This is a genomic window from Verrucomicrobiota bacterium JB022 (assembly GCA_030673845.1).
In the GTDB taxonomy this organism is placed as follows: domain Bacteria; phylum Verrucomicrobiota; class Verrucomicrobiia; order Opitutales; family Oceanipulchritudinaceae; genus WOUP01.
In genome coordinates, this window is the sequence record JAUTCQ010000001.1 from 276,917 (window position 1) to 289,106 (window position 12,190).

Consider the following 12,190-nt stretch of genomic DNA (forward strand, 5'->3'; position numbering starts at 1 on the left):
GGAAATGGCGGTCAAAGGGGGCGAGTGTGGCTTAGGATATTCCATGCGAGTCGAGCCACTGCTGGAACTTGGCCGTTTCCAATGGCTCTAAGGCGGTCCATCCCTCTGGCCACAGCATCAGCATCTCGTTTGAGAGCGGAGTAATCATCTTGTGAAAGCATCGCGCTGACTGCTCTTGTAAGTTTCCGTCGGCGTGATTCTTCCGAATAAGGCTGGATAGCCGTTGGAACGTCCAAGCTCTCCAGCACTGCGCTGTCGGCCGAAGAAGCGACGATCCATATTCGCTGGCCTTCTTGTATCGCACCGACGGCACCACCTCCCAGCACTCCCCACTGCGCATGGTACCCCAGCGCGGCCAAGTCGCCGAGCACGACTCCAAGCCCCCGAACAGTGAGCATTGGCGAGTTTTCCACGAAGACGTAGTATGGTCCCACCTCGCGAATGATTCGTTCCATCTGCTTCCAGAGGCCACTACGATCGCCTTGGATGCCTTTCCCTTTTGGATTTGCGGAGCTGATGTCTTGGCAGGGAAAGCCGCCAGAAACGACATCAACACGACCGCGCCATGGGCGTCCGTCAAAGGTGCATACATCGTCCCAGATCGGGAAGGGCCGGAGGCTGCCATCGTTCTGCCGGGCGACCAACACATCCCTGCAGTACGGGTCGATTTCGACAGCGCAGACGCACCGCCATCCGAGCAGATGTCCTCCGAGTATTCCGCCACCAGCGCCTGCGAAAAGAGCCAGCTCATTCACGCCGTCCTCCTTTTGCCGAAGCGCTGGTCGAGGAATTCGGTGGCGTCGCCGAAGGTGGCGGACCAAGGCTCGGGGTGCTTGAACTGGATGAGCCATTTGACCTGCTTCGGTGTGGCCAGGCCCATCTCGCGACGCTTGATCAGGAGGTCGATCAGCTTCGAGGCGTGGCCTTTGCACTTGATCGACTCCAGATCGAGGCCGTTGCGCTCGAGGATTTCGGCCTGTTTGTCCGTCACGGGATAGCCTTCCCACATCGCCTCCGGCTCGTATTCGGCCAGGGCCGTTTCGCCGAGGGAGAGGGCCAGCTCGACCGCATCGATCGTTCGGCTCTTGCGCTTGGCGTTGGCCTGCATCGCCTCAAGCATACCCTTGCGGCGGTCGGCTTCGGCGCGTTCGCGGATCTCTAGCAGCTCGCCTTCGTCAGTATCGAGGATCTGCTGGATGCTCTCGGCTTCTTCCTGATTGGCAGCCACGAGGCGGGCAGGGCGGATCAAGTCCATGCGCTCGGCCTGGTAAAGCGGATCGAGCAGCAGGCAGTTGACCTTGCCCGGGTGGATGCGCGTGCCGCGCCCCACCATCTGCGAGTAAAGGCTGAGGCTTTTCGTCGGCCGGAGCACGAAGACGCAGTCGACACTCGGCTCGTCCCACCCTGTAGTCAGGAGCTGCGAGTTACAGATCACCTGCCAGTCGCCGCGCAAGGCCGAGCGGTCGGTCCCGTCGACGTGGACGGCATGCAGGCCGACCTGGCGGCAAGCCTCGGCAAACGCCTTGCTCGTCTCGATCAACGGCAGAAAGGCCACCGTACGGCGGTCGGCCGCATGGCGGTGCAGGATCTGCGCGCAACGCTCGAGGTGCGGAGTGATCGCGGCGCCGAGGTCGCTGTCCTTGTAGTCGCCGGCGAGGGAACGGACGCCCGACAGATCTACGTCGACCGGCACCGTCTTGATTGTGATAGGCGAAAGGAAGCCTTCCTTGATCAGCCGGACCAGCCCGATCTCGACCGGGATTGCTTCGTAGAATGAGCTGAGTTGCTGCTTGTCCGACCGAAAGGGCGTGGCCGTGATCCCGATAACCTGGGCCCGGCGAAAGTGCCCGAGCACCTGCTGGGCTTGCGCACCGAGGGTGTTACGGTGGGCTTCGTCGACGATGATCGTGGCGAAGTAGTCCCGCGGCCACTTGTCCAGCCGCCGGGCTACGCTCTGCGTCGTGCCGACGACCAGACGGTCGCCCGGGCGGGCATGGTGCTCCGCCATTTCGACGGCCGGAAACTGGCCCAGCACCTTGCAGAACTTTTGCCCGGTCTGCATCACCAGCTCCTGAGCGTCGGCGAGGAAGAGCACCGGCCCGCAGGACGCGAGCGTCTCGGCCAGCTTGGCAGCCATGACCGTCTTGCCCGCGCCCGTAGCGGCAACCGAGAGCACCCGCTGATACTCAAGCAGGGCCTCGGCCGTCTTCTGTACGAACTCGACCTGGTAGGGGCGCAGCGTGACTGATGGATTTTTGTTCATCCGCCATTTTCAAGGGGAAGCGGTTCGACCACGATGGTGGCACCCGGCAGCTCTCCGGGATTGGCGTAGCGCTTGGAGATGCTGCCGTCGCAGACCTGGGCGTCGTCGTGCCAGAGGCCCGCGTCGCTCAGGGCATCGAGCGTGGCCTTCTCGATGTTGTCCCGATCAGGTTTGCCGGTGTGCCAGTAGGACTCGCGGCCCTTCTTGCTGAGGCCCGACTTGTTGTAGTGGACCTTCGGACGCGCGAAGCGGTAGACCGCCGTCAACCGCACGGGCCCAAGGATCGGAATCGCGGGCAGGTGCGGGCGGACGGCAACCTTCACCGCCGTCTTCCAATCGTTCGCCGTCGGCGGGGTGACCGCCCGGGCCTGCGTGCCTCGAGCCGTGCGCACGGCGAAGTATTTCTGCCGCGGCTGGCCCTTCGGTTCGCCCAAGACTTCGAAGGTGATCCGGCTCATGCGGCCTCCGTGGATACGGGTTGCCAGTCACCGAAGGCGTTCATGCGCTCGACTTCGCCCTCGATGCCCTTGGCGGCGCGCCAGGCGTCCAGGTCGGCACGAGACTCGAAGGCCATGCTACGTTCGATGGGCGGGAAGGATTCGAAGCGCTCGGTCCAGCGCAGGCGCCAAGGCTTAGAAGGGTGGGTTTTCGTCTTCATCTGCGGTGGAAGCGGCGGCAGGTTGCGGTTGCGGCGTCTTGCCCGGGAAATACGGCTTACCCTGGGCGGCGAAGGCCTTCTTCGTGAGCTGCTGAAGCAGGCTACCCTCGGCGGGCTCCGGCGGCGTGTAGGGCGGGTTGATGAACTTCACCCGCAGGCGCTGGCGGCCCTGATACGCCTCGAATTCGCAGACGATGTTCGCGGACTTGTCCTTGAGCTGGTCGTTCAACGTCACAAAGTTGCCGTCGAAGCCGAGCTTCTGGAGCGTCTCGAGGGTGCGCGTGAACGGCGTGTCTTCCGGATTGCCGTCGATGGGCGTGTCCGTGAGGAACATCCAGCCGTTGATCTCGGCGCCGTCGCCGCGCTTGAAGCGCATCTCGATTTGCGGCGTGCCTTTGTTGGATTTGGTCACGACCGACGACAGGATCTTGACGTCGAAGCGACCGGCGGAATCGAAAGTGGGATTCATAGACTAGCGAATAGATGATTTGGCCTCCTCCCAGGCGCGGATGCCGGGGATCGAAGGCAGTTTCTTGCTGACCTTGAGCAGGCTGCGGATCGCCTCGTTGTTGGGCTCGATCTTGCAGAGCTCCGGGCGGGCCTGGAAAAGAGCGTCGATGTCTTCGACCTCGAACTTGCGCTGGATCAGCAGGGCCGTACCGGCGGGCTTGTAGTCGAGCGTGGTGTTTTGCTGGCGAAGCGCGGAGACTTGGTCGGCGGCGTTGTTAAGAGCCTGTTCAGCTTCCTCGTCGGTGAAGGCTTCGGCCGCTTCCCGTTGGGCGGCTTCGCGGATCTTCCGCTCTTCCTCGAGGGCGGCGCGACGGGCCTTTTCGGCCTTCTCTCGCTCGGCTGCCTGATACGCCCCCAGCAACCGCTCGAGGCGCTGGACCTGGGCGTTCAGATCCTTGCTGAACTCTTTGGACGTGTCGTCGATCTTGCGGCCCAGGTCGAGGATCGGCTGCTTCACTTGCTTCCGGGCAGCTTCGACCTCCTTCGCCAGGTTCTTGCACTGACGGACGGCATCGGTGGCGACTTCGGCGTCCCAGGAGTCGACGACGGTAGTGATTTCGGCGGCAGCCTTCAGGGCGGCACCGCGTGCTTCATGCAGGGCTGGGGCGACAGCCAGCTCGGTGCCGGAAACGTCGTGCGAAAGGTGAAGCAGCTCAGACATGCTCGACCTCCATTTCGCGGCTGAAGTCGATCGTCGCCTGGCCCGGCGGATCCACGCGGTCTTCGCGCTCGTCCTCCGTCTTGCTGGCGAAGGCGATCTTCGTCTTCAGGTTGTGGCCCGCATTGGTGCGGGTGATCTTGATCGAGGCCGAGACGGTGATGTCCGAGCGGTTCATGTCTTCCATGGCTCGCACGATCTCCTCCCAGCGCACGTAAAGCAGGTCGGTTAACGCGGCGCCGGCCTTCTCACTGACGAGTTCAGAGGCTTCTTTCATTAAAACGTCACCTCCTCCGGCACGGGAATGCCGCACGCGGTGCAGAACTGGGGCAGGCGATCCTTGATCTGGCGGATCCGGCTCGGGGTCAGGTCGCGGTAAGTCTGCCCTTCCTTCAGCCAATCCTTCTTGATCAGGAAGGCATGCACGGCGTCTTCATGGCCCTCGATGGCGGCGGCGATGTCGCTCGGGAAGTCGAAGGGCACGTCGTCCGCTTCCTGGGCGGCCGGTTGCGGCTTGGGCGCCGGAGCGGCCTGCGGCTTGGTGGGTTCCTTCTTCTCGTAGACCGTGGCAGGTTTACCCGACGGCTCGTGTTTCGGGGCTGGCGCCGTCTTCGGCTGCTGCTCTTCGGTGTTCGGGAACAGGTGGGCCAACGACTCCCACGCGAGCGGCATTTGCTCGGGCAGGCTGTGGCGGTTCTTGGCGTCCCAACTGGCGGCGTGCTCGCTGTAGATCACACGTTCCTTGCCGCCCTTGGCCTTCGCCTTGTTCGTGCCCTTGTCCTGCTGGACGGAGGTGTAGTAGTTGATGAAGAGCAGCATGTCGCACCACTCCTTCGTCAACGGCTCGACGTTCTTGGAGAGCTTCAGCTTCCAGCGGTCGTAGGCGCCGGACTGGTCGGGCTGCTCGAACTTCTTGATCTCGCTGTGCGCAACTAGAACGACGTTCAGGCCCTCGTCGCGAAGGAGGTCGAGGTTCAGGAGGAACTTGCGCCACTCTTCGGCAACGATCACGTAGCCCTTGCCGTAGCCGAAGTCTTCGATGCCGTCTTTGTTCGCCTTCTTGCAGACGTGCTCGGTCAGCAGGCGCTCGGCCCAGTCGACCGTGTCGACGATCACCGACTGGAACTGCGGCATGCCGCGGATTTGCCAGATGCCGGCCATCAGGTCGTCCCAAGTCTTCGGGCGGAAGCGGGGCACGTCGATGTGCCGGGTGGAGCCTTCGGTGTCGATGAACACCGGGCGGGGGAATTGGCTGGCGAGCGTCGTCTTGCCGCAGCCTTCGGGGCCGTAGATTACGACCCGTTCGGGTTCTTTAAGAACGCCGGTTTCGAGGGTAATGCTCATGATAGTGGATTCGCGGGGTGGAAAATGAAGCCCCGGCCGGCTCTCTTGCTTCCGGCCGGGGCATGGTCGCTGTATTCCTGTCTGTCTGCTGATCTGCTCTCTAGTTCTCTGTCTCGCTCAACTGTGGCTATGAACCAAAAGTGACCGCCGGGGCTGCCTCAGGGCGCGACCCTGAGCATCAGGCCCGACGGTTTAGGTGCGCTCTCCTAAAGCTTGAGGGGCGGGCGCTTCCGGTGTGGTGTCGCGCGCCAGGCCATCCGCTGGAGTGAGCTGCAGGCGGCGCCAGTCGGTGGACGGCTCGACGTCGTGCAGCTCGGGGCAAAGGGGCGGGAAGGAATCGATCAGCGAGTGCATGGCAGGTAAGGGCAGGGGAGATCAGGAGGCGCGGGCCTTGCGGCCTGGGCGTTTGCGGTCACTCTCCGCTTTCTGCGCCTGGTAGACCTTGTAGGCGCGGTCGAGGTGGTTCCGGTTCAGGTTGGGAATGTCCTTGATCATCGGGAGGATGCGGAGGCGGTAGGTGGAGACCGGCATGTGGAGGTAGTCCGCCTGTTGCTGGCGGGTCTCGAGCTTCACGTTGCCCCGTGGCGTCAACAGGCCCCGCTTGACGAGGAAGTCGATCGTATCCTCGCGGGTCTGCCGGGCCGTCTCGGCCGCCACCCTTTCGATCAGGGCCTCAAGGGCGGCGGGTGTTTCAATGCCGTCGATCATGGCGAGATCAGGCGGCGGGCTGCGGTTGGGGCTCGTCGGCCTTCGGGCGCAGGTGCTCCGGGTAGATCAACTGAAGGTTGCCGAGCAGGCTGCGGAACTCCTCGACCGACATGCGCTGTTCGAACGCCCAGTGATCGAACTTCCACTCGTGCACCAGCAGCGGCTCGCGGTCCCCATCGAAGCGCCCGGCCCAAAGCGCCATGTAGGCGGGGTCGAGGTCGGGGCCGTCGCCGTAGGTGTAGATCGTGGCGTCGCCGTCGAAAGGCAGGATCGGCCCATCGGGAGCCATGTGGAGCAAGTGGGCCTTGGCGTAGCCGGGGATCTTGTCCCATTGCTCGATGGTGAAGCGGCCGGTGGCGTTGATTTCAGTGGGTGCATACATGACAGGAAGGTGTGGAAAGGATTCAGTTGGAAAGGGCCGCGCGGCGGAGGCGCAGGGCCCGGTGGATGTGTCGGATGGCAGCGATGCGGCGGCCGATGCCCAGGTAGTAGGCGGCCTCGGCGCGAAGCTCTTGGATGCGATCCAGCGTTTCCGGATCGAGAGAAGGCTGCTTGCGGCGGCGTTTCATCGGTAGGGTTACGCGGCAGTGGTTTGATGTTCGGCGGCGAGTGCGCCCTGAAAGGCCATGGCCGCCAGGTAGCTCGCCTTTTCGGGCGGGATGCCCCGGAGGATGGCGCCGTCGATCAGCAGCATGATCCGGTGGACGTAGGCGTCCGACTCGGTGAGCTTGCGCAGATCGTCCAGCCTCGCCCGGAGCGAATCGTCTGGAAGCTTCGCGGTTTTCGCTTGCGCGGCGGCCCGTGAAGCCGTTCTCTTGGTTGTAGTTGTTTTAGCCATTTTGGTTATTACTTGGCCGGTTCCGTTGCCGCGGAATCGGCCTTTTTTGTGGGTTGAGTCTTGGCTTGGGATTCTCGAATCCGCTGCCGTTCTTCCTTGATCGCGTCGAAGAAGGCTTTCCGGTGGCTTCTGCGACGCTCCAGGTCTTCCGCCACCTTTTTGGCGGTCTCCTGCTCTTCCGGTGTAAGCGAGTAGGGGGCTTTAAGCGTGGGCTTGCCACCGCTTAAGCCCGTTGTATCACTCAGCGAATGGACGTCTTTGACTGGTTCTCCCTGGCTGGCGCTGGCTTGGGTTCCCTCGCGACAGGCATCGGAGTCCTGAATGCCTGGCTTCACTTCCGCGATCGCTTCACGCGACTGCAAATCGTTGCCCGTCCATTCACGATGACACCATCCGGTTATCTCATTGGGCCGGAGGGGAAGCACGGATGGGCCATCAAGATCATTAACCTCAGTGCCTTTGAGGTGTATATCGACGACGCCTTCGTCATCCAGGGCCCAAATCATATGCGCTTTTTTGAGCTTCTGAAGAGATTCCCGAAGCCTCTTAAAGCTCGGGCATCCGCTAATATCTACGTTTCCCGGCTTGAATGTGAGAACTGGAGTCCTGCCCCGCTCATCATTGAAACCGGCCATGGTAAGCAGGTAGAAAGCGGCTCGATCAGGTGGAATAAGTTCAAGACGCCATCGTCCGAGGAAGAGAAAAAACGCATTTTTGAGCTTCTCCGGCAGCGTCGACTTGATGTGTAGCCCGTGGAGGGCGTCACACGCCCTTTCCATGCTCGAGCGCTTCAGACTCACATTGAATAGGTAGCCTGGCATCGGCTTAGAAAGGTGGCCAAACCTATGTAGCTCGTAGGTATTCATGGCTCTATTCTTTCTCTGCCTCACGTTGTGAAAATGTACCGGGATTTGATTGCTCGGGCTCCCGGCAGGCGCATATGTTGGAGTTCTGATGACCAACAAAGCTAAAAAGGAACTCCACGAAGTGACCCGTCGTGCCTACGCTGCGGAGGCAGACATGAAGGCCTGCATCGCCGCCAAAGGAGATGCGCTGAGCCAGAAGATGGGGTATGGTGACCTTGATGGCCTTAACGCCATCCACCGTTACCTCATCGACAAGTATCACTGGCTCCCCCGAGATGTCAGAGCCCTGACCGTCGACGAGCTTCAAATGCTCATTGAGGGCGTCGACTTGGGGTAGAAGCGCGGCTGCCCGTGCAAACTCAAGCTCAGCCTTAGCCCGCGCATGTTCGTACTTTTTGCGTGGATCGTGCTGCTCCATGGCTCTACTCCTCCTCGTCCGCCTTGGCGGCGGGCTGGGGTTCCAGGTCGGCGGGCGAGAGGGCCGCAAGGTGCGTGTCGAGGAGCTTGGCTGCTTCGGCCAGTTCCGGGTCTTCCTCCTTCGAGAGGCGGAAGATGGTCTGGTTCATCTGCCGGTTGCGGCGGATCAGTTCTTTGAAAGTGGCGGCGTTCATTGCTTGTATCTCGTTTTGGGAGAACTCCAAAATATTGGAGAAACAACAAAGATTTGGTCAAATACAAAATTGACTTAAGACCGCATTTTTGGCTTTTTCCCAATTATGCCCTCGGAAGCCACGCACCTGAGTGATAAACTCGCCTCTCTTTTGGCGGCCTATGGTCAGAACCAGTCTGATTTGGCACGCCTGACAGGCCGACACGCTTCGGTCATCACAGCCACTATGCGAGGACAGCGGAGTCGTCCGGACTTCCTTGAGGCGCTGTTCAGCGCCTTCCCTCGCAATGAAGAAGACCGCACCGCCTTGATCGAAGCGCACCTCAAGGACGAGTGTGTCCGCGCGGCCGTGGACTACAGCAGCTTGCTCGCGCGCTTCTCGGACAACGACCCGCGCCTGGCTCGCTTCCTGGCTAAGGGCCCCGAGCACGTAAACACACTGCTCAACCTCTCCGAAGAAACCGAAAAGGACTCCGGCCTCGAGGACATGCTGACCTACCTGGCCAGCCTCATCGAAAAGACCCGCAACCCCGCCGAAGCCGATTGGAATATCGACGACGAAGAGAAGGCAGCCATCAGCGCCATCGCCCACTTGCCGCACCTCTCCGCTCGGATCGCCCACAACCAGCTCGAGTCCGCCGCCAGCGAACTCCTGAAGCACCTCAAGCACCGCCTGGCCCACGCCGACGCCCAGACCATCAGCCGCACCGCCCGCGCCATCTGGAACGACAACGACTTCGTCAAGATCGTCGAGCTTGCCCTCCAGCACGATCCGGCCAAATCCGAAACCACCGCCAACAAAAAAGCCAAGCGCAACGGCTTGGCAGGGTAGAACAATGAAATTCCTAAAAGTAGCGCGCAAGGAGCCTTATCCAACTCCTAAGGAGGGGGAGATTTTGTTTTTCTTATTAGTAGACAATTGGAATGATTTCTCGAACGTAGTTACGTTTCATTTGTTCTACGCCCACGATTTTGTAGAAACAAATATAGGAGAACTGAAAATACTCCAGAAAACAACAGAAGGTGTGAAAAGTCACACTGACATCCCGAGCGAGTTTGAGAGCTTGGACGATGATTACATATCTCTAGGCCAATCTGACGACTATTACACCAGGCTTTTTGACCTCGGAAAAGAAGTAGCTGAACAGGTGCTTCTTTCGTTGAAGGATATCTCATGGATCCCATCTTTGGCCGGTCCGTTTGAGCCTTCTAGGCAATTTCAAAAGGCCCTGATGAGGTTTCCGCAGAGCTTTAGGTGCCGTCGTCTCGGGGCGAAGTTAGCGCGCGGCGAGACTCCAAGCGAGAGCTATTCATTTCTCTACGAATGCGACTTAAACGCAGGGGAGCCTCCGGTAGTTGTAGATCTGAATTTCGACGCCAATGATCCAGTGCCGAATCGAATATGTGCTTTAATTGGCAGAAACGCTGTTGGAAAAACTCGCTTGCTCAATAGAATGGCTGAAGACCTCGCTATACTGGATGACTCTAGTGAAGAGGCGTATGCTGCACGGGAGGCTCGTTTCTTATCTGGGAGACCTTTATTTGCACGAGTGCTTGCTGTATCTTACAGTGCTTTCGATAATTTTAAGCGCCCTGATCAAGACGGTCGGAGCAGCTATGTATATTGTGGGATAAGGGATGATGAGGGCCTTATATCGAGAGAAGCTCTTCTTGAGAGCTATAGGTGCAACAGGGAGAGAATTAAGAATCAGGAGCGCGTTACAGAATGGGTTGGCTATATCCTACAGATCATGGACGGCCACAGCGCATCTCTTCAGCGAAAACTGGAGAATGAAGCATGGAAGGGTGAGCGGTTTGATGAGCTTGAACGGTTAAGCTCAGGCCAAGCGATTTTGTGGCATTTTATTACCTCAATGGTCGCATGGATTCAGCGCGATTCACTCGTATTGTTTGATGAACCCGAAACTCACTTGCATCCGAATGCGGTCGCCGGTTTGTTCTCGGTGATGTCTTCATTGCTTGAGGATTTCCAGTCTTATGCAATACTGGGTACTCATTCACCAGTGGTAATTCAAGAGGTGCCTGCAAGAAGAGTAATCGTGCTGAAACGAGAAGATGGATATACTTTCTCCGAAAGATTAGGGATCGAAAGTTTCGGAGAGAGTATTAGTGAGCTTACGCGTCACGTCTTTGATACAGGCGGGGTGGATATGCATTATAAAGATGTCCTTCAGAAGCTTGCGCGAAATCGAAGCTTCGATGAGGTTATGCAAATGTTTGACGGTAATCTCAGTATGAATGCTCAGGCATATCTTCTCTCTGCATGCACAAAGAGAGGTGGTAAATGAAAAAGATAAAACTGCCTGATTCATCAGTCACGCCTATTCAGCAATACTTAAAGATAAGGAACACAAAGCGTAATCCGACGAAGTCAGTTTTGTGCGGTTCTCATGCTTATATAGCAGAGCGATATGCACACTTAGATGAGGCCGTTGTTGCAAGCAAAAAGGTCGACTTGGTTGAAGAGGATCCATCAGGCTGGACCATTAAAGATGCTCTTTGTTCGTGCTACGAAAGCGAAACAAAGGCGCTTCGCAACTTGCTCAATGAAATCAAGAAATTACGGCAGGATGGGTCTGGGAAATACTGCCCTATGTGCGGGGCAGCTACGCCCAAAACTTTCGACCATTATTTTCCACGCGCTACGTTTCCTGAATATGCTGTACATGTTTGGAATCTGATTTACACCTGCGGTACCTGTAATTCCAAAAAAGGCGACATTTACAAGTCAAATTCCGTAATAGGCGAAAGAGCCTTTATTCACTTTTATGTAGATGATATACCCGATGTGCCGTTCATCAGAGCAGATATTATCGAGACCGAAGATAGCCCGTTTTTTGGTGTCGAGTTTCGACTAGTTCAGCTGCCGGAGATTGATGAATATATTTGGAGGTTAATTCTTCAACACTTTTCAAATCTTGATTTGCTGGGCTTATATGCCGAAGTGGTTAACGATGAGATATCGACATCCATTGAGATTGTCTATAACGCAGTTGCCTCTGGTGCGAATGCAAGACAGTTTTTGGAGATGCAAACAAAAACCGAAAGAAGAAGGTTTGGTGTGTCGCATTGGAGGGCCGCACTTCTTGAATCAATGACTAATCATCCTCATTTGGAAAAGTGGATACAAGCCTTCGCAGATCAAAAGAAACCAACCGGTTCACAATGTTAAAGCATCCGAGTTTAGAGGCCTCGGCATTTCTTCACTCCTGAACTCCATCCAAATTGTGTTTTCTTATTGCTTCCCGATGACTTAATTCATCCAGATCGTTCTTAAGGCGCGCCAAGCTTCGGGTGTTTAAGAACAGAAGAAGCACGTAGTAAAGGGAAACGAAGAGAAGCGAAACCGCAACGCTATAGACGGTTGTATAGCTATCCGTATTGCGTTGGATTGCAGGCAGAAATACTGAGAGGGTGATGGACAATAACGCCGCGCAGAGCGCAAACGCCCAAAAGTCGATAATTTCAAGGTGCTTTTTTGCTAGCTTAGATGCGGTGTCAATAGCCGCACGGGTTACGTGATCCTTGAGTGCAGTTCTGCTCTGTCCAAGAAAACTCACGCTCCAGCCCAGGAGCCCCCCAGCTATCGCTGTAATATTTCCGAGGGTCTTAATAAGGTCGGAAGCTACCTCTTGAGGTAATACGCCGCTAGTGAAGTATCCTAAGGCTAAGCCGAGGATGCCTGCGGTAAGAGCGTATAGAAGAGGTTTCATC

20 protein-coding genes are annotated in these 12,190 nt (G+C 57.9%); 3 read left to right on the forward strand and 17 right to left on the reverse strand.

Annotated features, from left to right (window positions below):
- Nucleotides 1–11: 11 nt before the first annotated feature.
- From Q7P63_01255 to Q7P63_01330, 16 genes are all read right to left on the reverse strand, one after another.
- Nucleotides 12–755, reverse strand: coding sequence for a DNA cytosine methyltransferase (locus tag Q7P63_01255; GenBank protein MDP0498701.1), 744 nt, complete (start codon nucleotides 753–755; stop codon nucleotides 12–14).
- Nucleotides 752–2,263, reverse strand: coding sequence for a DEAD/DEAH box helicase (locus Q7P63_01260; GenBank protein MDP0498702.1), 1,512 nt, complete (start codon nucleotides 2,261–2,263; stop codon nucleotides 752–754). The genes Q7P63_01255 and Q7P63_01260 overlap by 4 nt, the downstream gene beginning before the upstream one ends.
- The gene (locus Q7P63_01265) at nucleotides 2,260–2,721 is read right to left on the reverse strand and encodes a RusA family crossover junction endodeoxyribonuclease (protein MDP0498703.1); all 462 of its coding nucleotides are present in this window, start codon (nucleotides 2,719–2,721) and stop codon (nucleotides 2,260–2,262) included. The genes Q7P63_01260 and Q7P63_01265 overlap by 4 nt, the downstream gene beginning before the upstream one ends.
- Nucleotides 2,718–2,921, reverse strand: a complete 204-nt coding sequence (locus Q7P63_01270) for a hypothetical protein (GenBank protein MDP0498704.1) — start codon at nucleotides 2,919–2,921, stop codon at nucleotides 2,718–2,720. The genes Q7P63_01265 and Q7P63_01270 overlap by 4 nt, the downstream gene beginning before the upstream one ends.
- Complete coding sequence (locus tag Q7P63_01275; protein MDP0498705.1) at nucleotides 2,896–3,390, reverse strand: hypothetical protein; 495 nt, start codon at nucleotides 3,388–3,390, stop codon at nucleotides 2,896–2,898. Before Q7P63_01275 ends, Q7P63_01270 begins: the two co-directional genes overlap by 26 nt.
- Before the next feature lie 3 nt (nucleotides 3,391–3,393).
- The gene (locus Q7P63_01280; GenBank protein ID MDP0498706.1) at nucleotides 3,394–4,092 is read right to left on the reverse strand and encodes a hypothetical protein; all 699 of its coding nucleotides are present in this window, start codon (nucleotides 4,090–4,092) and stop codon (nucleotides 3,394–3,396) included.
- On the reverse strand, nucleotides 4,085–4,366 hold the full coding sequence (locus Q7P63_01285) for a hypothetical protein (GenBank protein ID MDP0498707.1): 282 nt from the start codon (nucleotides 4,364–4,366) through the stop codon (nucleotides 4,085–4,087). Before Q7P63_01285 ends, Q7P63_01280 begins: the two co-directional genes overlap by 8 nt.
- Nucleotides 4,366–5,433 carry an ATP-binding protein gene (locus tag Q7P63_01290; protein ID MDP0498708.1) on the reverse strand — a complete coding sequence of 356 codons (1,068 nt, stop codon included), beginning with the start codon at nucleotides 5,431–5,433 and terminating at the stop codon, nucleotides 4,366–4,368. Before Q7P63_01290 ends, Q7P63_01285 begins: the two co-directional genes overlap by 1 nt.
- A 192-nt stretch (nucleotides 5,434–5,625) precedes the next feature.
- Entirely contained in the window at nucleotides 5,626–5,787 is a 162-nt protein-coding gene (locus Q7P63_01295) for a hypothetical protein (protein ID MDP0498709.1), read from the reverse strand.
- 21 nt (nucleotides 5,788–5,808) lie between these two features.
- The gene (locus tag Q7P63_01300) at nucleotides 5,809–6,141 is read right to left on the reverse strand and encodes a hypothetical protein (protein MDP0498710.1); all 333 of its coding nucleotides are present in this window, start codon (nucleotides 6,139–6,141) and stop codon (nucleotides 5,809–5,811) included.
- Nucleotides 6,142–6,148: 7 nt separating this feature from the next.
- The gene (locus Q7P63_01305; GenBank protein ID MDP0498711.1) at nucleotides 6,149–6,523 is read right to left on the reverse strand and encodes a hypothetical protein; all 375 of its coding nucleotides are present in this window, start codon (nucleotides 6,521–6,523) and stop codon (nucleotides 6,149–6,151) included.
- Nucleotides 6,524–6,545: 22 nt separating this feature from the next.
- Nucleotides 6,546–6,710: a hypothetical protein gene (locus Q7P63_01310; protein ID MDP0498712.1), complete on the reverse strand. Its 165-nt coding sequence runs from the start codon at nucleotides 6,708–6,710 to the stop codon at nucleotides 6,546–6,548.
- Nucleotides 6,711–6,718: 8 nt separating this feature from the next.
- The gene (locus tag Q7P63_01315) at nucleotides 6,719–6,979 is read right to left on the reverse strand and encodes a hypothetical protein (protein MDP0498713.1); all 261 of its coding nucleotides are present in this window, start codon (nucleotides 6,977–6,979) and stop codon (nucleotides 6,719–6,721) included.
- Nucleotides 6,980–6,987: 8 nt separating this feature from the next.
- Nucleotides 6,988–7,845, reverse strand: coding sequence for a hypothetical protein (locus Q7P63_01320; protein MDP0498714.1), 858 nt, complete (start codon nucleotides 7,843–7,845; stop codon nucleotides 6,988–6,990).
- A gap of 4 nt (nucleotides 7,846–7,849) precedes the next feature.
- A complete protein-coding gene (locus tag Q7P63_01325; protein MDP0498715.1) occupies nucleotides 7,850–8,263 on the reverse strand; it encodes a hypothetical protein in 414 nt (137 codons plus the stop codon).
- Between the two features lie 4 nt (nucleotides 8,264–8,267).
- A complete protein-coding gene (locus Q7P63_01330; protein MDP0498716.1) occupies nucleotides 8,268–8,456 on the reverse strand; it encodes a hypothetical protein in 189 nt (62 codons plus the stop codon).
- Nucleotides 8,457–8,681: 225 nt separating this feature from the next.
- Between Q7P63_01330 and Q7P63_01335 the strand changes: the two genes are divergently transcribed.
- Genes Q7P63_01335 through Q7P63_01345 form a run of 3 tightly spaced genes read left to right on the forward strand, consistent with a single transcriptional unit; the run spans nucleotide 8,682 to nucleotide 11,648 of the window.
- A complete protein-coding gene (locus tag Q7P63_01335; GenBank protein ID MDP0498717.1) occupies nucleotides 8,682–9,287 on the forward strand; it encodes a hypothetical protein in 606 nt (201 codons plus the stop codon).
- Between the two features lie 4 nt (nucleotides 9,288–9,291).
- Nucleotides 9,292–10,764: an AAA family ATPase gene (locus tag Q7P63_01340; GenBank protein ID MDP0498718.1), complete on the forward strand. Its 1,473-nt coding sequence runs from the start codon at nucleotides 9,292–9,294 to the stop codon at nucleotides 10,762–10,764.
- Nucleotides 10,761–11,648 (forward strand): hypothetical protein, encoded by an 888-nt coding sequence (locus Q7P63_01345; protein MDP0498719.1) that lies wholly within the window; start codon nucleotides 10,761–10,763, stop codon nucleotides 11,646–11,648. The genes Q7P63_01340 and Q7P63_01345 overlap by 4 nt, the downstream gene beginning before the upstream one ends.
- A gap of 31 nt (nucleotides 11,649–11,679) precedes the next feature.
- On the opposite strand, the gene Q7P63_01350 is transcribed toward Q7P63_01345, so the two are convergent.
- Nucleotides 11,680–12,189, reverse strand: a complete 510-nt coding sequence (locus Q7P63_01350; GenBank protein ID MDP0498720.1) for a hypothetical protein — start codon at nucleotides 12,187–12,189, stop codon at nucleotides 11,680–11,682.
- Nucleotide 12,190 lies beyond the last annotated feature (1 nt).